Below are 21,426 nucleotides of genomic sequence, written 5' to 3'. Positions count from 1 at the left end.
CCTCACAACTCCCGGGAAAGGGTGGTGTCGCGCAGCCAGTGGTGGTCATCGGGATGCGGATAGTCGAGGGTGAAGTGCAGTCCCCGACTCTCCTTGCGACGACTGGCGCAGTCGACGATGAGCAGGGCCACATCGGCGATGTTGCGCAGCTCGATGACGTCCCGGGTCACCTCGAAGCGCCAGTAGTAATCACGAATCTCCTCGCGCAACAGCTCCAGCCGGCGGCGCGCGCGCATCAGCCGCTTGTCCGTCCGGACGATGCCCACGTAGTTCCACATGAGCCGGCGGATCTCGTCCCAGTTGTGGCTGACGACGACGCTCTCGTCGGACTCCACCGCGCTGCCAGGGTCCCACTCCGGCGGGTCCTCGCGCGGGGTGGGCAGCGACGCCAGCTCCTCCGCCGCGACCTTCACGGCGCGCTGTCCGAAGACGAGCCCCTCCAAGAGCGAGTTGGACGCGAGCCGGTTGGCGCCGTGCAGTCCCGTGCAGGACACCTCACCGATGGCGTACAGGCCCGGCACCGACGTGCGCCCGTGCAGGTCCGTCACCACGCCGCCGCACTGGTAGTGGGCCGCGGGGACGACGGGGATGGGCTGTACGGCCATGTCGATGTTGAACGCCTTGCAGGTGGCGTAGATGTTGGGGAAGCGCTCGGTGAGGAACGCCCGGCCCATGTGCGTCATGTCCAGGTAGACACACTCGTCGCCAGTGCGCTTCATCTCCGCGTCGATGGCGCGCGCCACCACGTCGCGCGGGGCGAGCGCGCCCAGCGGGTGATAGCGCTCCATGAACGTCTGCCCGCCCTTGAGTCGCAGCTTGCCGCCCTCGCCGCGCAGGGCCTCGCTGATGAGGAAGCTCTTGGCCTCCGGGTGGAAGAGGCAGGTGGGGTGGAACTGGTAGAACTCCATGTTCGCCACCTGCGCGCCCGCGCGGTACGCCATGGCGACCCCGTCCCCCGTGGCCACGTCCGGGTTGGACGTGTACAGGTACACCTTGCCCGCGCCGCCGGTGGCCAGCACCGTCACCTTCGCGAGGAAGCGCTCGATGCCGCCGTTCTCTAGGAGCGCGTACGCGCCCAGACACCGGCTGCTGCCAGGCCTGGGCAGACGTCGGTCCAGGATGAGGTCGATGGCGGCCGTGTTGGTGAAGAAGGTGATGTTGGGCGTCTCGTCGCACTTCGCGAGCAGCGCGCGCTGCACCTCGCGCCCGGTGATGTCACCCGAGTGGATGATGCGCCGCGCGGAGTGGCCGCCCTCGCGCGTCAGGTCGAACTCGCCGGAGGTCTGCCGGTTGAACTCCGCGCCCAGCGTGACGAGCTCCCGCACGCGCTCGGGGCCCTCGCGCACCGTCACCTCCACCGCGTCCCGGTGGCACAGGCCCGCGCCCGCGACGAGGGTGTCCTCGATGTGGGCGTCGAAGGAGTCGGTGGGGGCCAGCACGCTGGCGATGCCACCCTGGGCGTAGGCCGTGTTGCTCTCGCCTCGCTCGCGCTTGGTCAGCACCGCCACGGTGCCATGCCGGGCCGCCTGGAGGGCGAAGGAGAGGCCCGCCACGCCGCCTCCCAGGACGAGAAAGTCGAACCGATGGGGCATGGCCAACAGCCTTAACGGCTGTAAGTGCTGGAAACAAGGCGTTTTCTTGAGGACTTTCCTGCGTGTGTCTAAGGTTCGAGGGCCGATATGCGAGCCATTCCCGCGCTCATGCTCTGTGCCGTGCTGGGCCTCCCGTCATGGGCGGGGGCGTCCGAGTCCATCTACCGGTACGTGGAGAAGGACGGGACCATCGTCTACACGAACGTGCCGCCGACGGGCTCCAAGGGTGCGAAGAAGATGAAGGGCGCGTTCACCCCGCCGCCGGCGAAGAGCCGTCCGGTCGTGGGACGCTCGCGCACGCCGCCGGACCTGGACCCGCACATCGCCGCGGCGGCGGTGCGCTACCGCATCCCGACGGCGCTCGTGCGCGCCATCATGCACGCGGAGAGCAACTTCAATAAGAACGCGCTGAGCCACAAGGGCGCGAGCGGATTGATGCAGTTGATGCCGGGCACCGCGTCGGACATGTACGTGAAGGACATCTTCGACGAGCGCGACAACATCGAGGGCGGGGTGCGCTATCTGCGCGTGCTCGCCAACATGTTCGACGGCGACATGGTGAAGATGATTGCCGCGTACAACGCGGGCCCGGACGCGGTGAAGCGCTACGGCGGCAAGGTGCCCCCGTACGAAGAGACGCAGGGGTACGTGCGCAAGGTGCTCCAGCTCTACTACCACTACAAGGAGCGCGAGCGACCCGCCGAGAGCGGACCCCGCGAGCTCACATCCCAGAATGACGACGCGCGTGAAGGGGCGGCCGGAGACGAGCCCCGCTGACGACGAGTTCCTCCAGCAGCTCCAGCGTGGTGGAGAGCTGCTGGCGGCCAACAAGGTCATCGAGGCCAGGAGCTTCCTGGAGCGTGCCCACCAGCTCCAGCCTCGCAACGAGAAGGCGCAGAACCTGCTGGGGCTGTGCTTCTTCAAGCTCGGCATGTTCGACAGGGCGGCCGAGCTCTACGAGATGCTCGTGCGCGACAACCCGGTGGACCCGACGCTGCGGGTCAACCTGGGGTTGGTGTACCTGAAGACGAACGCGCTGCAGCGCGCGGTGCGCGAGTTCGAGACGGCCACGGACCTGTCGCCCGAGCACCAGAAGGCGCAGAACTACCTGGGCCTGGCGCTCGCGCAGATGGGCGAGTACGGACGCGCGCGCGAGCACTTCCTGCTCGCGGGCAGCGACGCGATGGCGGAGAAGATGTCCCGCGCCATCGCCGGGGAGAACTTCGCCCGCGCCACGCCCGCGCCTGTGCCGCCTCCCGCCGCGCGCGTGGAGAGCCCGGCTCCCGTGCGGGCGCAGCCTCCGGAGCCGGAGGAAGAGGAGATCCGCTTCGCCGAGGACGAGGGGCCCAGTGCGCTGGGCGATGGTGAGTCGGAGTCCGCTGCCTCCGAGGCGCAGGCCCGCGAGGAGACGGGGCGTGCGGGTGCGTCGGGTTCATCCTCCACGGGGCGCGCTCCAGGTGCGTCGGGAGCCTTCGCAACGGGCGGCGGGCAGGGTGTGTCGGGCTCATCCGTGGCGGGTGGCTCGCAGGGTGCGTCGCTGACATCCGCGGCGACTGGCGCCCTCGGAGTGTCCGCAACGGGTGCGGTGGGCGCGCCCGGAGTGGCCTCCATGGCGGGCTCCGTCACGACCGTGGGGGCGTCCGGCGCGACGGGCGCGCATGCCGAGTCTCCCCAGGCGGGCTCGGGTACGTCCCCCGCGCCGGTTTCATCCGCGCCGGCGGGCACGGTCCCCGCCGGGGACGAGTCCTCCGCCGCGACCTCCTCGGTGCCGCTGTCGCGGCTCCAGCTCACCAAGGTCGCCGCGCGGCCCAGCCCGGCGCGCGAGACGGCCGCCTCCGCGCCGCTCCTCACGGTGCTCGCGCCCTCGCTGGCCCTGGACTCGGAGCGGGGGAGTGGACCCTTCGCACTCGGTGAGGGCCGCTTCCGCATCGCGGTGGACACGGAGCTGCTCACCCGGCTGGACGGCCTGGTGGCGCTCGAGGGGCAGCTCGCGTTCCAGCCCGAGATGAAGCGCTTCCGCGGGCGGGCGACGGACAAGCCCTTCGGTGAAGGCGCCTCGCGCATGGTTCGCGCCCGGGGACGGGGCCTGCTCCACCTGGAGCCCTCCGAGCGCCGCACGTTCCTGGCGGTGGACCTGGGCGAGGACTCCGCCTACTTCCGCGACGAGAACGTCTTCGCCTTCGAGGAGCCGGTGATGTTCGAGAACGGCCGGGTGCCGTCGGACATCGCGCCGGACCTGGACCTGGTCCACCTGCGCGGTCAGGGACAGGTGCTGCTGAGCCTCCCCGGGCCGCTGCGCTCGGTGGCGGTGCGCCCGGAGGCGCCGGTGACGGTGCCGCTGACACACCTGGTCGGATGGCAGGGCAACCTGACACCTCGCGTGGTGCCGCTGCTCAAGTCCACCTCCGGCGAGTCGCTGCGCACGGCGGTGGAGCTGGGGGGCGAAGGTTTTGCCCTCATCGCCCTCGGGGTCCGCTAGAAGGTGCGCCATGGCCACCGACCGAGCGATTCGCAAACAGCGCAAGCGGGAGGAGCGGGCGCGCCGGCGCGCCGAGCGCAAGCCGAGCGTGCTGGTGCAGGAGTTCTGGAACCTGCCCAACATGCTGACGCTGGGGCGCATCTTCCTCATCCCCCCGTTCGTCTGGCTCATGTACGACGGAGACCCGCTCAGCTCCCTGTTCGCGGGCCTCGTCTTCGCCGTCGCCGCCATCACCGACGTCATCGACGGCTACCTGGCGCGCAAGTGGAACCTCATCACCGTGGTCGGCAAGTTCATGGACCCCCTGGCCGACAAGCTCATCGCCATGGCGGCCCTGGTGATGATGGTGCGGCTCGGACGCATCGCGGCGTGGGTGGTCATCGTCCTGCTCGCCCGCGAGCTCATCGTCAGCGGCCTGCGCACCATCGCCGCCAGCGAGGGCATGGTCATCGCCGCCGGCCAGGAGGGGAAGTGGAAGACGTCCCTTCAGCTCGTGGGCATCATCTCCCTGTGCGTCCACTACGTGCACCCGCTGACGCTCGGCTCGTTCAGCACGCCCGTGGACTACAACCTCGTGGGCAAGGTGCTCGTCTACCTGTCCGGCGCGTTCTCCGTGTGGAGCGCGGTCGTCTACTTCCGGGCCTTCCTCGCCATGCTCGCGAAGCGAGGAGACGAGGCGCCGATCGCGAAAAGTGTTTGACGCCGTTGGGAGGCCTCTGTATACCCCACCTCACTTCGGGCGCGGCGCTGACGCGACGCGGCTGAAGCGGTGCCTGATGCGGGAATAGCTCAGCGGTAGAGCATCGCCTTGCCAAGGCGAGGGTCGAGGGTTCAAATCCCTTTTCCCGCTCCAAAAGAAGGCCCCTTGGGAAACCAGGGGGCCTTTTGTTTTCACCTGGAGAAGGTGCGGGCGCCGGAAGGTTGAGACGTCGCGGTACGTGATGCGGGAATAGCTCAGCGGTAGAGCATCGCCTTGCCAAGGCGAGGGTCGAGGGTTCAAATCCCTTTTCCCGCTCCAGAACGAAGGCTCCCAGGGAAACCCGGGAGCCTTTTTGTTTTCTCACGCAATGACTCGCATCGCATGCGTGGTTGCCCCGCGGGGTGGGGCGGTCGAGCATGCGGCAGGGCCGGCCGCACGGAGGGGAGACGACCTCCGAGAGTGGGTCCGAGGGAATGGTGCGGGGTGTATGGCTTGCCTCGCGCGCACTCGGGCCCTGCTATATGAAGGGCCCCCTCATGATTCGCCTCGTCCGAGAACTGTACCAATACCGAGGCCTGCTCCTCAGCCTCGTCCAGCGTGAGCTCAAGGCCCGCTACCGCGGCTCGTTCCTGGGCTTCCTCTGGACGTTCCTGAACCCCACGCTGCACATGATGGTGTACGCGCTGCTCTTCACCATGGTGATGCGGCAGAACATCCCCAACTACCCGTACTTCATGTTCGTGGGGCTGCTGCCGTGGATCTGGTTCACCTCGTCGCTGACGGCGGGCGCCAGCGCCATCAGTGACCGGCGCGACCTGATGACGAAGGTGCGCTTCCCGGCCCAGGTGCTGCCCACCACGGTGGTGATGACGAACCTGAGCAACTACGTGCTGTCGCTCCCGCTGATGGTGACGCTGGGGCTCATCTACGGGCAGTACCCCACCTGGCACGTCATCGCGTACCCGCTGGTGGTGCTCATCCAGCTCATCTTCACGTTGGCGCTCACGTACATCGTCGCGGCCATCAACGTGTCGTTCCGGGACCTGCAGCACATCGTCGGCAACGTGCTGACCATGTGGTTCTTCCTCACGCCGGTGCTGTACCAGGCGAGCACCATCCACGACGGAGGCCTGCGCACGACCATCCTGATGGCCAACCCCATGGCCAGCTTGATGCTGTCGTACCAGGCCATCTTCTACGAGCACCGCCTGCCGGATGCGGGCCCGCTGGCCGCGCTGGCCGTCGTGTCGGTGGTGTTGCTGTGGGGCGCGTCCGTCCTCTTCGAATCCCGCCGCGAGGACTTCGCGGAATCCATCTGAGCCGTCGCCATGCAGGAACCCCTCGACGCCATAGTGCTGCGCGATGTCGTGAAGAGCTTCCGGAAGAGGACCATCCGGGGCGAGTACACGACCTTCAAGTCCGAGCTGCTGCGCTGGTTGCGCGGCAAGAACAAGCCGAAGGACGGTGGGCTCATCACCGCGCTGCGCGGCATCAACCTGCGCATCCCCCGCGGCAAGACGGTGGCCATCATCGGCCGCAACGGCTCCGGCAAGAGCACGCTGCTCAAGCTCATCACCGGCATCTACACGCCCACCTCGGGCGTGATGGAGATCAACGGCCGCATCTCCGCGCTGCTGGACCTGGGCGCGGGCTTCCATCCGGACTTCTCCGGCCGGGAGAACATCCTCATCAACGGCATCATCCTCGGCATGACGCGCGCGGAAGTGCGCGAGCGGATGGATGACATCATCGCCTTCAGCGAGCTGGGCGAGTTCATCGACGAGCCGGTGCGCACGTACTCCAGCGGCATGTACATGCGCCTGGCGTTCGCGGTGGCCACGCACGTGGACCCGGACATCCTCATCGTCGACGAGATCCTCGCGGTGGGCGACGAGCACTTCAGCAAGAAGAGCCTCGCGAAGATGACGGAGTTCAAGAAGCGCGGGAAGACCATCGTCCTGGTGACGCACGACCTGGGCACCGTGGAGAAGTGGTGCGACGAGGTCGCGTGGATCGACGGTGGCTACATCCGCCGCGTGGGTCGCCCCTCGGACGTCGTCGCCGAGTACAAGCAGGCCATCGCCCTGGCGGAGGCGCAGTCGGCCACCTTCACGCCGCCCGCGCTGACGGAGGACGGTGGCGCGCTGCCGCAGGTCAACGCACCCGTCGAGGACGGTCCCGTGCGCCTCTCCGGCCTGCGGCTGATGTCGCCGGGCGGCGCGGAGATGTCGCGGCTGTCCCCCGAGGTGGCGGTGGAGGTCTGCGTGGACTTCTCCGTCCAGGGCCCGTGCGCGGACCTGGAGTTCGAGGTGTCGCTCCAGTCCCCGGAGGGCCGCGCGCTCTACGAGACGAGCACGCGCGTGGAGTCCGTGCCGCTGCCGAAGGAGCTGCCGTCCTCCGGGCGGATGCGCTTCGTCCTGGAGCGGCTGGGCCTGCTGGCGGGCACGTACGTGTGTGTGGTGTCGGCTCGCACGGCGCAAGGCGTGTCCCGCGAGCGCTGCACCTTCGAGGTGAACTCCTCGGTGGCCGAGCGAGGGGTGTTCCGTCCCGCCCACCACTGGGTGGTGGAGCCCGCCGCGGTGCAGATCGCGCCCGCGCTCGCGGGGGGGGGCCGTCCCTAGTTTCATTCGGGTTGGCGGCAGTCGCGAGGGGGCGTATCCGTGCGGCCGGCACGCGAACGAGAGAGGCGGTACGGCGGTGAAGACAGTGCTGGAGAAGCTCGCCGGTGATTCACAGGCGCCCGACGCGGCGCCGGGCGCCGGGGAGCTGGCGCGGATGGTGGCCGTGGTGCGCTCGCTGTTGGAGGCGCGCCGCCCGTGTCTGCCCGAGTCCTGCGAGGACGTGACGGCGCTGGAGGGCGCGCTGCGGCTGCTCACCGAGCAGCTCCACCGGGCGCGGCCGGACGGGGCGCACGCGCTGTCCCCGCTGCAGGAGGCCTCGCGGCTGGCGGTGCCCCACGAGTTCGCGGTGCCGGACTCGCACCGCGCCACGCTGGGCCGCGTGGTGACGGCGACGAAGCGCGCCTTCATCGAGGGCCTGCACCCGTTCCATGTCGAGTCGCTGCGTCCCCAGGCCGACTTCAACAAGGCCGTGGTGCGCGTGCTGGAGTACCTCACGGTGCACCGCGCGCTGGGCCTGCGCGAGGACGTGTCGGCCTGGGCCCGCGCGCAGCTGGAGCCCAAGGCGGACCCGACGCGCTGGCGGGTGGCGCGCTCCCACCGGGGCGGCGCGCTGGGCTCGGTGGTGGAGGCCGCCAAGCGCTCGTACCTGTCCGCCGCGGGGCCCGTGCTGGAGGGGCTCCTCAAGGGACAGTCCGCCTGGAACACGGCCATGGTGGAGGCCGTCGTCGCGGCGGCCAGTCCCACGCCGCCCGACGAGGCCACGGGGGCCCGGTGGGTGGCGGGGCTCGTCGAGCACAATGATCCACTGAGGCCCGAGGCCCTGCCGCGCCCGTTGCGCGCGGGGGCCCCGCTGTGGACGGAGCTGTTGCGTCGGCAGACGCGCTTCAACGAGCAGGCGGTGCTGGCGCTGGCGGGCGTGCTGGGCACGCGCACTCCGGCGCCCCGTCCTCCGGAGCTGGGCGACTACGAGGGCTGGTGCGCGGGCCGGGAGCCGGCGGACCTCGAGGCCGCGCGCGAGGCGCTCGGCTCGCTGTCCTCGCGGACCCGGGTGACGCTCGTCACGCCGGTCTACAACACGCCCGAGGCCTTCTTCCGCGAGTGCGCGGACAGCGTGCGGGCCCAGCTCTACACGGAATGGGAGTGGGTGCTCGTCGACGACGCCAGCACCGCGCCGCACGTCGCGGGGATGCTGCGCGAGGCGGCGGCCGGGGACGCGCGCATCCGCGTGGTGACGCTGGCGCAGAACGGCGGCATCGCGCGGGCGACGAACGCGGGCCTGGCGGTGGCGACGGGCGACTGGGTGGGCTTCCTGGACCACGACGACACGCTGGCGCCGCACGCGCTGGCGCGGATGGTGCTCGCGGCCGAGGCGGAGCCGTCGCTCGATGTCCTCTACAGCGACGAGGACCGACTGGACTCCGCGGGCCGACGCACGGCGCCGTTCTTCAAGCCGGACTGGTCTCCGGACCTGCTGCGCTCGGTGAACTACGTCTGCCACTTCCTCTTCGCCCGGCGGCGGTTGATTGAAGCGGTGGGCGGCGTGCGCGAGGGCTTCGACGGCTCGCAGGACTTCGACCTGATGCTGCGGCTGAGCGAGGCGGCGCGTGGCATCGGCCATGTGCCCCAGGTGCTGTACCACTGGCGCGCCAACCCGGCGTCCTTCTCCAGTCAGGCGGCGGGGCTGGCCAAGGCGACGGACGCGGGCGAGCGCGCGCTGCGAGAACACCTGGAGCGCAAGGGCGAGTCGGCCGAGGTGTCCAGCCCCGCGCCCACGCAGTACCGGGTGCGCTATCCGGTGAAGGGCACGCCGAAGGTGTCCATCATCGTCCCGTTCAAGGACCGGCCCGACCTGCTGGAGCTCCTGGTTCCGGGGCTGCTGTCGCGCACCACGTATCCTCACTTCGAGGTGCTGCTGGTCTCCAACAACAGCACGAAGCCGGAGACCTTCGCGCTGCTGGAGCGGCTGACGGACCCTCGGCTGGTGAAGCTCACCTGGGACTTCCCCTTCAACTACCCGGCCATCAACAACTGGGCGGCGAAGCAGGCCACGGGCGAGCTGCTGCTCTTCCTCAACAACGACATGGAGGTGGTGGACCCGGGCTGGCTCACGGAGCTGGTGTCGCAGGCGCAGCGGCCCGAGGTGGGCGCGGTGGGCTGCAAGCTGCTCTTCCCCGAGGGCACCGTGCAGCACGCGGGCGCGGTGGTGGGCATCACCGGCATGGCGGGGCACCCGTTCTGGCGGCTGCCGGACGGCCCCATCTCCACGCCCTTCGGCCACACCGAGTGGACGCGCAACTGGCTGTCCGTCACCAGCGCGTGCGTCATCTTCCGGCGCGACGTCTTCGAGGGCCTGGGCGGCTTCGACGAGCGCTTCCAGGTCTGTGGCAGCGACGTGGACATCGGCCTGCGGCTGAACCAGCGCGGCCTTCGCGTGGTGTACACGCCGCACGCGCGCCTCATCCACCACGAGTCCGCCAGCCGCCGCGCGGACGCCGTGCCGGAGTCCGACTACTGGTGGTCCTACGTCTCCTATCGGCCCTGGCTGGGGGAGCGGGGTGACCCCTTCTACAACCCGAACCTCTCGCTGCTCGGCACGGACTGCTCGCTCCGGCGCCACCCGGAGACGGGCGAGACGCTGGCCCTGCGCACGCTGACGCACGACGTGCCCAGCGCGCAGGACCCGGCCATGGAGGCCCGGGCCCGGGCCCAGCGCCATCTGGTGGAGCACCTGGGGGAGCTGGACTTCACGCCCGAGCAGGCGGCGGCGTCACGTGACTCGGCGAGAGCGGCCCTCACGGCGCTGCGCGCGCGCGGGAAGGTGCGCACGGCCACGTGGTTCATCCCCGCGTTCGGCCACGTCTACGCGGGCATCCACACGCTGTTCCGCTTCGCGGACCTGATGCACCGGCGTCACGGCGTGCGGAGCGACTTCGTCGTCTACGACAAGCCGGGCGCGAGCCCCGGTGACTTCGAGGCGAGGGCGGCCAGTGTGTTCCCCGGCGCGGCCGGGGCCTTCCGCGTGCTGGCGGGAGCGTCCGCGCTGGCGGAGCTGCCCGAGTGCGACCTGGCCATCGCCACGTATTGGACGTCCGCGTATCAGGTGCTGCGCCATCCTCGCGCCGCGGTGCGCGCGTACTTCGTGCAGGACTACGAGCCGATGTTCTTCGCGGCCGGTACCCAGTCCGCGCTCGCGGAGCAGACCTATCAGCTGGGGCTGCAGGGCATCTTCAACACGCCGGGCCTGCGCGACACGGTGAAGGCGCTGCACGGCATGGATGGTTTCGCCTTCGAGCCCGCCGTGGACGCGGCGCTCTTCCATGACCGGCGTCCGGCGCGGAAGGGGCCGGTGCGGGTGTTCTTCTACGGACGGCCCGGCAACGAGCGCAACGGCTTCGAGCTGGGGCTCGCGGCGCTGGCGCGGCTCAAGCGGGAGCTGGGGCCGGCGGTGGACATCATCACCGCGGGCGCCGAGTGGCATCCGGAGTCGTACGGCGTCCGGGGCCTGGTGACGAACCTGGGCGTGTTGCCCGCGGAGCGCACGGCGGCGCTCTACCGGGAATGCGACGTGGGTCTGTGCTTCATGTTCACCCGCCATCCTTCCTACCTGCCCCTGGAGATGATGGCGTGCGGCGTGACGGTGGTGACCAATGACAATCCCGCGAACCACTGGTTGCTGGAAGACGGGGAGAACTGTCTGCTGTCCGCGCCGACGGTGAGCTGCGTGCTCGCGCGGCTGCGCGCGGCCGTGACGGATGCCTCGCTGCGCGCGCGAATCGGTGCGCGCGCGGCCCAGCGCGTGCGCCGCACCAGTTGGGAGGAACAGGTGGACCTGCTGCTTGAATATCTGCTGGCACCAGACGTCGGGAGCGCGCGCGCCGCCGTCAAGTGAGGCACTCGCACGGCCCGCCCGCTCGGACGTGGGCCAGGCGGGCGTCGGATGCGTCGGGTAAGACGGGTGCCCGTGCGACTGAGCGCACCTTGTGGCTTTTACCCTTCACTGCCAGCACGTCCCTTGCCTGAGCGCCGCCAGTCATGGGAATGGTTGCAGGACTTACCGAACTTCGCTGGATACGGACCCCTGGTCCATGTAGGCGGCGTCAATTCTCAACGGCCTATGTACAAAGACATCAAGAGCGAGCGCCCTGGTGGGGACTCGACCCAAATGAGCAAGGGGCTTCCATTGTGGACGCCGGCCGCCGGCCGCGCGCAGTGGGAGGCGGGGAGCGCCGACGCACAGGGCGCCAGGATTTACGGTCAGCAGGAACGGGTGCTGAGCACGCTCATCCGCGCCGAGCAGAAGCGCCTGGACCGTGCACTCTCCGTGCTGGAGCTCGGCTGTGGCTTCGGTCGTCACGCCGCCTACGTCACCCGGCTCTCGCACGTCCAGTACCACGGGTATGACGCCTCCGAATCCATGACGGAGCCGCTGCGCCGCGAGGCGCCGCACCTGGCGAAGGAGCGCATCTTCTTCGGCGAGGACCCGCTCACCGCGGTGGGCGAGCGCCGCTTCGACGTGGTCTTCAGTGTCGCCACGTTGCTGCACACGCCGGGGGACCGCATCTCCAGCCTGCTGGAACGGCTGGGCCGACTGCTGCTGCCCGATGGCGTGCTGGTGCTGGTGGAGAACCCGCTGGTGCCCACGAGCGTGTGGGACGCCTCGCAGCACCCGGGCGGCTGGCTCCACGCCTTCGCGGATCTGCTGCCGCAGGGGTGGGACCTGCACCACGGACCCGGCCTGGTGGACGGCCAGGACGTGTACCTCCTCAAACGTCACGGTGACGAGGGCCGCCGCTATTTCCAGCTCACGGGGCCGGAGTCTCCGCGGGACGAGTCGCGACCGGTGACGCTGGAGGCGCTGCGCGAGCGCGCCATGCCCCAGTTCCTGGCGTGGGCGGAGCGGGCCAGCAAGTCCCTGTCGGGCGCCGCGGCCACCAGCGCCGAGGCGAAGGTGGAGGAGCTCACCGAGCGCCTGGCGAAGGAGACCGAGCGCTTCGAGCGCCGGCAGCGGCTCCAGGCGCTGTCCGATGACCTGGCGCGACTGCGGACCTCGCGCGTCGCGTTCCCGGACGCGCCCCCCGCGTACACGCCTCCCGCGGGCATCCCGGGCTTCCTCCACAACGCGCCGCTCGACACGCGTTGGGCCGCCGTCATGCCCCGGTTCGGGAAGCTGATGCATGTCTTCCACCAGGAATGGCATGGCATCCGCGCCGCCGCCGGCTACATGCCGGGGCAGAAGCTGGCCATCGCCTGCGAGCGCACGCTGGATGAGCGGGAGCTGCGCGCGGCCCTGGAGCTCGTCCAGCGCAGCGGCTGCAACACGGTCATCGTCCACTCGTACTCGCCCAACGCCCGTGACTTCATGGTGCTGCTGCGCCGGACGATGGGCTCGTCGGTGCGCATCCTCTCGCTGTGGCATGGCTCGTCGGCGCAGTTCCACTACGCGCTGGAGCTCGACTACTTCGCGCAGCTCGTGGAGCTGAAGCGGCGGGGCGTCATCGACGAGGTGGCCACCGTCAAGCCGGGCATGCACCTGCTGTCCCCGGACATCTTCCCCAAGACGGTCATCAACCTGCCGCCGCGCGTGTCGGACGCCGAGCGCACCTCGCCGACGCGGCGGATGACGCGCGCGGCGCTCATCCCCACGCCCAACGACTGGCGCAAGAACTTCTTCACCAACCTCTTCGCCTGCCAGGCCTCCACGCGCATCGACGACGTCTACGTCACCGCGAGCTACAAGCTGCCCGAGGCGCTCAAGGCCCGCCGCCGCATCCACCACGTCGCGCGCCCCAGCCGCACGGAGCTGTTCGAGCTGGTGCGCCGGTGCGACATCGTCCTGAACGCCTCGCTGTCGGAGTGCCAGCCCATGACGGCGCTGGAGGCGCTCTCGCTGGGCATCCCGTGTGTCCATGGCACGCTGAGCATGGGGGCGCTGGATGCGCATCCCTATCAGCGACTCTCGCAGATCGCCGGTGTGGACTCCGTGGAGGCCGTCACCGCGGCCATCGAGCAGGTGGTGTCGCTGCGCGAGCGCGCGCCCGAGGAGCTGGCGGGGATGATGACGGACTACGAGCGCGCCCTGACGGCGGAGGCGGTCGAGGTCCTGGGGGAGTTCGTTCAGTCATGAGCCCGCGTCGTGTCTGTCTCGTCACCGACGAGCTCTATCCCTTCACCGCGGGCGGCATCGGACGGGTCCTCCACAACCTGATCGAGGACTCGCTCCAGCGCGACGCGGACATCGAGCTGCACCTGCTCTTCCCGTCGAACTCGACGTTGAACCCTCGTGAGGTGGAGCAGCACTTCCAGGACCGGGTGAGCGCGCACCGCGCCGCGCCCCGCGATGACTGGGAGACGAGCTTCGACGAGGGCGGCGTCTATCCGCCTCCGGGGGCCTTCACCGACACCCAATGTCATGCCCAGTCGATGGAGCTGCTGCTCGAGCTGCGCCGGCTGGAGTCCGAGGGCCTCGACTTCGAGGTCATCGAGTTCCCGGACTACCGGGGCTGGGCCTTCTGCGCCATCCAGGAGAAGCTGCTCGGCTGCGGCCTCGTGGGCGCGCGGATGGTGGTGCGGCTGCACTCGACGGCCGGGATGCTGGCGCCCTTCGAGCGTCAGCTGCCGGGGCGCGAGCACCTGGGGCAGTACGAGCTGGAGCGCAAGGCGCTGCTGGACGCGGACCTCATCGTCGCGCACATCCCCGGCGTCGCCGAGCTCAACTGTTCGCACTACGGCTTCGCTCAGGGCTGGCTGGACAAGGTCATCCGGGAGTTTCCGCCCGTCGCGCCGAAGCGGGAGCTGGTGCCGCTGCGAGGCGAGGGCGAGCCGGACCTGCTGTTCGTGACCAAGGTGCAGAGTATCAAGCGCGCGGACGTCTTCGTGCGCGGAGCCGGCGCCTTCATGCGCCGCTGCCCCGAGTACCGCGGCAAGGCGGTGCTGGCCTGCCACGTCGCGAGCGCCGCGTACCTGGCCCAGGTCCAGGCGATGATTCCGGAGGACCTGCGTCCGCGCTTCGTCTTCACCGGCCCCAGCAAGGACCGGGACGCGCTGATGGGGCAGGGCATCGTCGTCATCCCGTCCGCCTACGAGTCCCTCAACCTCACCGCGTACGAGGCCGCCAGCGCGGGCGCCACGCTGGTGCTCAACGCGGCGTGCGTGGCCTTCGCCCCGGGGAGTCCCTTCGTGGACGGCCTCAACTGCCACACCTTCGACGGCTCGGTGGAGGGGCTGGTGGATGCGATGGAGCGCGCGTGGCGCTCCGGTGTGCTCCATCCGGTGGCGTGGACGGCGGACGCGCCGTATTGGGAGCGGCCCCAGCCGGAGCCCGCGTGGACCGAGAGGCTCCCGGACGAGCGGCGGCCTCGCGTCAGCGTGCTCATCACCAACCACAACCTGGGGCGCTTCCTCCCGGAGACGCTCGAGAGCATCGCGGACAGCGACTACCCGGAGATCGAAGTCATCATCGTGGATGACGCCTCCACGGGGGCGTTCGACCACGAGGTGCTGGCTCACATCGAGGAGTCCATCCTCGCGGGCGACAGCGGGGTGAAGCTCATCCGCAACCCCGTCAATCGAGGGTTGCCGGCCTCGCGCAACGTCGGCCTGCGCGCCGCGACGGGTGACTACATCCTGCCGTTGGATGCGGATGACTGCATCAGCCCCACCTTCATCCGAATCGCCGTGGAGGCGCTCGAGCGTCACCGCGAGTTCGACGTGGTGGTGCCGTCCACCGGCTACTTCGACACCGACGAGGCGCGGGCCCAGCGTCGCTTCATCGACTACGCGCTCTTCATCGGAGACTGCCCATCCCTTGGCATGGTCGCCAACCGGTTGGCGTGCGCCACGTCGCTGATGCGGCGCTCGCTGTTCGAGCGGCTCCGCTACAACGAGCAGCTGACGAGCTACGAGGACTGGGACCTCTACCTGCGGCTGGCCCACTCGGGCAGCCGGTTCCTGGTCAGCAACGCGTTGCACTTCCACTACCGGCGGCGCAAGGGCTCGATGATTACCGGGGTCAACCGGCAGCGGCATCTGGAGCTCCTGTATCAGCTCCACCAGGGTCTCCCCCGGCCACTTCCCGCGGGTACGCAGCTGGCCATGTTCCTGTTGCTGGCCCAGCCTGAGCACGCGCTGCACGCGACGGCCGCGGAGGTGGTGTCGGCGTCGGCGGCGAGCGAGGCGCCGCTGCGCTACGACGTGGTGGACAAGGTCAACCGGGCGTTGAAGCGCGTGCCCGTGGTGCACCGGATGCTCAAGGTCGCCGCGGCCGGACTGACGCCGGAGGGCGAGGAGGTCCGGCCCATCCGGTACTCCCTGGTGGACCTGCTCAACCGCACCCTCAAGCGGATGCCCGCGGTGCATCCCCGCATGAAGCAGGTGGTTCGCACCACCAGCCAGTGGGGGCTCAGCCGTCGCTGACGGGCGGCGCCCGGAGCGGACACTTCACCGTGTCCTCCGGGCGCCCTGAAGGGGCCTCAGCGCCGACCGCGCAGCCGGTCCACGAGCTGCTGACGCAGCGGACGCGAGGTGTCCTCTGTTCCCACCACCCGCGTCGCCACGCCTCGCAGCGCATGGTGGACGACGTCGAAACGCTTGAGCGTTGCGTTGACGCGGTCGACGACCTTGTCCAGCAGGGGGCGTGGCGTGGCGTCCGCGAGCCGGGTGTGCAGCAGCGCCTCCTGCTTGTGGGCCTCGCCTTGGAGGATGCGCAGCGAGCGCTCGGGGTGGAGCGCGAGCTTGGGGTGCTTCTGGTACAGGTAGGCCATCAGCCGGTAACGGTCTCCGACGAGGGACGTGCGCGTCATCGAGTCAGGTCGCAGCCGGTACTGGAACAGGGGCTCCGGGATGACGGAGCCCCCGAGCCCGTTCTCCGCGAGCGAGCAGAAGACGTCCCAGTCCTCGTAGCCCGTGAGCCACTCGTCGTACCCGCCCACGTCCTCGACGTCCCGACGCCGCATCAGCGCCGTGCAGGTGGACGCCACGTTGGCGACCCAGAGCGCGTCACGCTCCATGCCCCAGGGAGCCCAGCCGCCCGTCACCTGCGTGGCGTCATCGACGAAGTAGGTCACCAGCGAGGTGACGTAGCCGAGCCCAGGGGTTGCCTCCATCACGGTGACGGCCTTCTCCAGGAAGGTCGGCGCGATGAGGTCGTCGGGGTCCAACGGGAGGAGGTAGTGCCCTCGGGCCACCTTCAGGCCCGCGTTGCGCGCGGAGCTCAGGCCGCCGTTCTGCTTGCGGAGGATGCGCAGGTCTGGCGCCTGGACCCTGTCGAGCAGCTCGATGCTCTCCTCCTCCGTGGAGCCATCATCCACGAGGACAATCTCGTAGTCGGTGAAGGTCTGCGCGCGGATGGAGCGCAGCGTCTCCGGCAGGTAGCGCCCCATGTTGTAGTAGGGCACGAGGATGGACACGCGAGGCGTGTCGGACTTGTCCCGCGCGGGCTTCGGGAGGATGCGGTGGCGCGCGTGCGCCACGCCCTCCACCGCCGCTTCCACCTGCCGCACGACGGTCGCGGGGGCGCAGACCTCGGCGATACGCAGTGGGGCCTCGTGGTGCGCGGTCTCCTTCAGGGCGGGCGTGGTGAGCGCCTTCTCCAACGTGGCCGCCAGGTGCTCCACGTCACCCGAGCGGAAGAGCAATCCGCTGCGGCCATCCTCGATGAGCTCGGCCATGCCGCCCGCGTCGCTGCCGACGACGAGCGCGCCGGAGGCCATGGCCTCGAGACAGACGTTGGGGAAGTTCTCCCAGAGGGAGGGGAAGCAGCACACGGTGGCCTCGGCGAGCGCGGCGGCGACCTCCGGACGCGAGCGTGGGGGCTCGAAGCGGATGCGGTCCTTCCAGGCGGGCGCCACGCGGCGCTCCAGCCAGGCGCGCACGGAGCGCCCGAAGGGGCCCGTCTGGGTGTCGCCTCCGATGAGCTGGAGCTCCGCGTCCACGCCGCGCTCGAAGAGCGACTGCATCGCCTCGATGAGGAGGTGGACACCCTTTCGAAACTCCAGGCGTCCGAAGTACAGGACGCGCTGGCGGCCCGTGGGGGGGCGCGGCGGCAGGCGTGGAAAGTCCTGGGCGGTGAAGGGGTGGGGGACCACGACGCCCCGGGTCTCCAGCTTCAGCCGCGTGCTCACCCTGTCGAGCAGCGAGCGCGTGGGAGACAGCAAGAGGTCCGCCTCGCGGATGCACGTGTCCTCGAGGTACTCCTGCTGCGCCGCATCCATGTCCAGGGTGGTGACGCGGTTGAGTTGCTGCACGTCGAAGGTCGGCGTGTGCAGCCGCACGGCGAGCACGGCGGAGGCGAAGTGGTCCAGCGTGCGCCGGGCTCGCAGGGCGAAGTAGCCCTCACCCTCGTACTCGGGGAACTCGATGAAGTCGAAGGCGTGGCGCTCGTGCAACGCACGCAGGGCCAGGTACACCTTCATCGAATGCCGGAGCGGCGGGAAGGGGAAGGCTCCCGCGAAGCCGGGGGCCAGGTCCTGGGCGACGGTGTGCACGTGGACGCCAGGCAGCAGCGTCGCGGCGCGCTCCAGTCCCGCGTGGGGCGCGGTGAGCACATGTATCTCGTGGCCCGCCTCCGCGAAGGCGCGGCACATCAGCGACGCGTAGGAGCCGATTCCACCGCCGAAGAAGGGAGCGAGCTCTCGGGAGACCAGGCAGATGCGCAAGGGGACCTCGGAAGGAAGGGGCTACCGCCGCCCCGGACGACGACCGCGCTTCGCTCCGCCGGGGAGCGTCGGAGGGTCGAGGGGGGCGCCGGATGTTCGCGGCTCGGAGGTCATGACGCTGGCCGCCGTGGAGGGCCGTGAAGGTGCTGCATCGCCACCTGGCGTCGCGCCCCGCTCATCGCGAGCGGCCTCCTCGATGCGCGCGAGTCTCCGCTCGACGTCCTGCCTCCAGGTGGCCTGGGTGCGTGCGTGCTCGCGCTGCACGTCGTGAATCGTCGCCAGCGCATCGAGGATGGACTCGTTGAACTCCACCTGCTTGCGCAGCGCCTCGTTGATGAACGGCTGGAAGACGAGCCGGAAGGCGCGCTTCGCCAGCACCAGCGCCGGCCCCGTCAATCCGCCCCGGTGCGACGTCACCGGCCCCGCGTAGCGGCTGTCCATCTTCCCGCGCGCCTCGGTGAGCAGCGCGGGCCAGGGCGTGGTGGTCGCGGGTCTCGCGGACGCCTCCAGCACCTGACGAAGCGACTCCCGCGCCTCGGCCGAGGGCTCCGGAAGTCTCTGCGTCTCCCTCGCCACCGACTCGGCGGAGGGCGCTCGGGTCAACAAGTCCTCAGCGCGCATTCGAACCACCTCGGGCAGAAGAAAGGGCCTCCACCAGCGCCGCCACGGTCCGCTCCGGATGCGAAGGCTCCATGGCCACCAGCCGCGCCCCCAGATGCCGGCGCGCGGGTTCCAACACCGTCGACGCATCATGAGCGCCGCAAGCCCTGGCGCCCACGTGCGGCAGGAGCGCCTGTGCCACCAACGTCTCCACACCCAACAGCACCACCGGCGCCGAGGACACGCGCACCGCGGTCTCCAGTGACGAAGACCCAGGCAGCACACCCGCGCCCGGGCTCACCGGTTGGTCCGGCGTGAAGTGCCACACGGACACGCCCTCGACATCCTCGGGGCCCAGCGTCATGGACGCCGCCTGTCCCCGGGGCCGCAACGCCAGCACCCGCGCTCCCGGCAACCGCTCCACCAGTCGCCGCGCCAGTCGGGAGGACGCATCGTCGGGGCGCACGGTGAACGCGGGACACACCACCTCGACAGCGGGCGTCTCCCCTGTCAGCGCCGGCTCGCTCGGGCGCGCCGTGAGCAGGTCTCCGAACGCCTGGCGCACCTGCTCGGCCACCTTCTCCTGCGAGAGCGAAGCCAGTCGTGCGCGCTGTCCCTCGAGCACCTCCGCGCGCAGGGTGGGGTTCCGGTCCAACACGGCAAGCAGCTGCGCCACCTCGGCCGGCGCATCCGTCAGCGTGGTCAGCCCCGCGCCGCCCATCGTCTCGGGGACGGCCGCCGCCCCATACGCCACCACGGGCACGTCGCGGTACATCGCCTCCAGCAGCGGCACGCCGAAGCCCTCGTGCCGGCTCATCGACAGATACGCCGACGCGGTCCTGAAGCACGCGGAGAGCTGCGCCGGACTCACGCGCCCGAGGAACAGCACCCGCTCCGCGCCGAGCACCTCCTTGAGCCCGTGCAGATACGCGCCATGGGCCCCGTCCCGATGCAGATACCCCGCGACGACCAACCGGCTCCTCGGCTGGTACAGCCGCTGGTACGCGGTGAAGACGCGCAGCACGTCGTCCACCTTCTTGCTCGGCACCGCGCGTCCCACGAAGAGGACGTTCGCGCACCCATCCCCCAGCTCCGCGAGCAGCGCCGGGTCCGGGGCCGTGTCGAACGCGCTCCAGTCGATGGCGAAGGGCAGCGTCGCCACCGAGCCATGGCCCGCGGCCACCAGCTCCTCCGCGCTGAAGCGTGAGTAGCCGAACGCCCGCTCGACATGAGGCCGCAGCTCCAACAGCTCATCCCGCGCCGCATCACACGCGGCGGCGACCTTCCGCTCGAACCCCTCGAACAGCCGGGCGGGCGTCACGTTGTGGTACACGAGCACCTTGCGACCAGGCGCCCGGGCGATGAGCGGCACCAGCCGCGACTGGAAGCTGTGGTGCACCAGCAGGATGGAGTCCGGGCGAGCGTCTTTCGCGTACTCGCGCGCGTGGCGGACCTGGTCCTTGCAGGCGTCGTCCCAGTCCTCGGCGTAGAGGTCCGACGTGTGGCCCCAGCGACGCAGCAGGTCCTGGAGGTAGCGCACCTGGTTGCCCACCGCGTCGCCCCAGGCGAGCCGGGGCAGGAGCTGGTGGACCGCCGGGAGTCCCGTCGTCGGGGGGCTGCGTCTGGATTCACTCACGCGAAGGCTCCCTTAGCCCCGCGAGGGGGAGCACACAAGCCCGAGGCCCCTGGCGCCTTGACCGTCAAGAACCTCTCCGATACGCAGGCACCCTCTCTGAGCACTCGAGGCCCGCGGCACATGAACGTAATGGTGACAGGAGGGTGTGGCTTCATCGGCTCCAACCTCGTGCGGTACCTGCGACGCGAGCGACCCGACTGGACGGTGCTCAATCTCGACCAGCTCACGTACGCGGGCAACCTGGAGAACCTCTCCGACCTGGAGGGCGACCCCCGCCACGTCTTCGTCCGCGGTGACATCGGCAATCGCGAGCTGGTGGAGCACCTGATGGCCGTGCACGCCATCGACGCCGTGCTGCACCTGGCGGCCGAGAGCCACGTGGACCGCTCCATCCTCGGCCCCGAGGTCTTCGTCACCACCAACGTGCTGGGCACCCAGCGGCTGCTCGAGGCCAGCCGCGCGCGCGGCATCCAGCGCTTCGTCATGGTGTCCACCGACGAGGTCTACGGCTCGCTGGGCCCCACGGGCGCCTTCACCGAGTCCTCGCCGCTCAACCCCTCCAGCCCCTACTCGGCCAGCAAGACGAGCTCGGACCTGGTGGCGCTCGCGTACCACCACACGTTCAAGATGGACGTGGTGGTGACGCGCTGCTCGAACAACTACGGCCGCTACCAGTTCCCCGAGAAGCTCATCCCGCTCATGGTGGTCAACGCGCTGCACGACAAGCCCCTGCCGGTGTACGGCGACGGCGCCAACGTGCGCGACTGGCTCCACGTGGAGGACCACTGCCGGGCGCTGCTGCTCGCGCTGGAGAAGGGCCGCGCGGGCGAGGTCTACAACATCGGCGGCGGCGCGGAGCGGCGCAACATCGACATCGTGAAGGCCATCCTCGGCCTCGTGGGCAAGCCCGAGTCGCTCATCCAGTACGTCAAGGACCGGCCGGGACATGACCGGAGATACGCCATCGACCCGTCGAAGATTCGCGCGGAGCTGGGCTGGACGCCCGCGCACACCTTCGAGGAGGGGCTGGCCCAGACGGTGCGCTGGTACGTGGACCACCCGGCGTGGTGGGGCCGGGTGATGAGCGGCGCGTATCGCCAGTACTTCGAGACGCAGTACCAGCACCGCCTCCAGGGGAGGGCGTGA

The 21,426-nt window shown here is 70.0% G+C and carries 13 protein-coding genes and 2 tRNA genes; 11 read left to right on the top strand and 4 right to left on the bottom strand.

The features are described from left to right. Positions 1-2: 2 nt before the first annotated feature. On the bottom strand, positions 3-1,592 hold the full coding sequence (gene nadB / locus LXT21_RS37840; RefSeq protein WP_254043103.1) for an L-aspartate oxidase: 1,590 nt from the start codon (positions 1,590-1,592) through the stop codon (positions 3-5). Between the two features lie 87 nt (positions 1,593-1,679). On the opposite strand from nadB, the gene LXT21_RS37835 reads away from it, so the two are divergent. The 10 genes from LXT21_RS37835 (at position 1,680) to LXT21_RS37790 (ending at position 15,804) form a co-directional block, all read left to right on the top strand. Further along, positions 1,680-2,369, top strand: coding sequence for a lytic transglycosylase domain-containing protein (locus tag LXT21_RS37835; RefSeq protein ID WP_254043102.1), 690 nt, complete (start codon positions 1,680-1,682; stop codon positions 2,367-2,369). After that, positions 2,326-4,071, top strand: coding sequence for a tetratricopeptide repeat protein (locus LXT21_RS37830; protein ID WP_254043101.1), 1,746 nt, complete (start codon positions 2,326-2,328; stop codon positions 4,069-4,071). The genes LXT21_RS37835 and LXT21_RS37830 overlap by 44 nt, the downstream gene beginning before the upstream one ends. Before the next feature lie 10 nt (positions 4,072-4,081). Further along, positions 4,082-4,771, top strand: a complete 690-nt coding sequence (gene pgsA / locus LXT21_RS37825) for a CDP-diacylglycerol--glycerol-3-phosphate 3-phosphatidyltransferase (RefSeq protein WP_141324607.1) — start codon at positions 4,082-4,084, stop codon at positions 4,769-4,771. Between the two features lie 78 nt (positions 4,772-4,849). Continuing rightward, positions 4,850-4,924: transfer RNA gene (locus LXT21_RS37820), tRNA-Gly, on the top strand. Positions 4,925-5,014: 90 nt separating this feature from the next. Next, a tRNA-Gly gene (locus LXT21_RS37815) sits at positions 5,015-5,089 on the top strand. A gap of 218 nt (positions 5,090-5,307) precedes the next feature. Continuing rightward, positions 5,308-6,090 carry an ABC transporter permease gene (locus LXT21_RS37810; RefSeq protein WP_254043100.1) on the top strand — a complete coding sequence of 261 codons (783 nt, stop codon included), beginning with the start codon at positions 5,308-5,310 and terminating at the stop codon, positions 6,088-6,090. 9 nt (positions 6,091-6,099) lie between these two features. Beyond that, the gene (locus LXT21_RS37805) at positions 6,100-7,392 is read left to right on the top strand and encodes an ABC transporter ATP-binding protein (protein ID WP_254043099.1); all 1,293 of its coding nucleotides are present in this window, start codon (positions 6,100-6,102) and stop codon (positions 7,390-7,392) included. A gap of 76 nt (positions 7,393-7,468) precedes the next feature. Continuing rightward, a complete protein-coding gene (locus LXT21_RS37800; protein WP_323395516.1) occupies positions 7,469-11,281 on the top strand; it encodes a rhamnosyltransferase WsaF family glycosyltransferase in 3,813 nt (1,270 codons plus the stop codon). Positions 11,282-11,554: 273 nt separating this feature from the next. Next, positions 11,555-13,516 (top strand): methyltransferase, encoded by a 1,962-nt coding sequence (locus LXT21_RS37795; RefSeq protein ID WP_254043098.1) that lies wholly within the window; start codon positions 11,555-11,557, stop codon positions 13,514-13,516. After that, positions 13,513-15,804 carry a glycosyltransferase gene (locus LXT21_RS37790; protein ID WP_254043097.1) on the top strand — a complete coding sequence of 764 codons (2,292 nt, stop codon included), beginning with the start codon at positions 13,513-13,515 and terminating at the stop codon, positions 15,802-15,804. The genes LXT21_RS37795 and LXT21_RS37790 overlap by 4 nt, the downstream gene beginning before the upstream one ends. Before the next feature lie 56 nt (positions 15,805-15,860). Here the strand turns inward: LXT21_RS37790 and LXT21_RS37785 are convergent, their stop codons facing one another. The 3 genes from LXT21_RS37785 to LXT21_RS37775 are packed head-to-tail and all read right to left on the bottom strand — an operon-like array spanning position 15,861 to position 20,280. Then, positions 15,861-18,044, bottom strand: a complete 2,184-nt coding sequence (locus LXT21_RS37785) for a glycosyltransferase (RefSeq protein ID WP_254043096.1) — start codon at positions 18,042-18,044, stop codon at positions 15,861-15,863. Between the two features lie 21 nt (positions 18,045-18,065). Further along, the gene (locus LXT21_RS37780; protein ID WP_254043095.1) at positions 18,066-18,665 is read right to left on the bottom strand and encodes a hypothetical protein; all 600 of its coding nucleotides are present in this window, start codon (positions 18,663-18,665) and stop codon (positions 18,066-18,068) included. Then, entirely contained in the window at positions 18,655-20,280 is a 1,626-nt protein-coding gene (locus LXT21_RS37775) for a glycosyltransferase (RefSeq protein ID WP_254043094.1), read from the bottom strand. The genes LXT21_RS37780 and LXT21_RS37775 overlap by 11 nt, the downstream gene beginning before the upstream one ends. A 120-nt stretch (positions 20,281-20,400) precedes the next feature. On the opposite strand from LXT21_RS37775, the gene rfbB reads away from it, so the two are divergent. Then, the gene (rfbB, locus tag LXT21_RS37770; RefSeq protein WP_254043093.1) at positions 20,401-21,426 is read left to right on the top strand and encodes a dTDP-glucose 4,6-dehydratase; all 1,026 of its coding nucleotides are present in this window, start codon (positions 20,401-20,403) and stop codon (positions 21,424-21,426) included.

This window comes from Myxococcus guangdongensis, assembly GCF_024198255.1.
In the GTDB taxonomy this organism is placed as follows: domain Bacteria; phylum Myxococcota; class Myxococcia; order Myxococcales; family Myxococcaceae; genus Myxococcus; species Myxococcus guangdongensis.
Note: the sequence above shows the minus strand (reverse complement) of the source record. Positions and strands in the feature narration are given on the sequence as shown.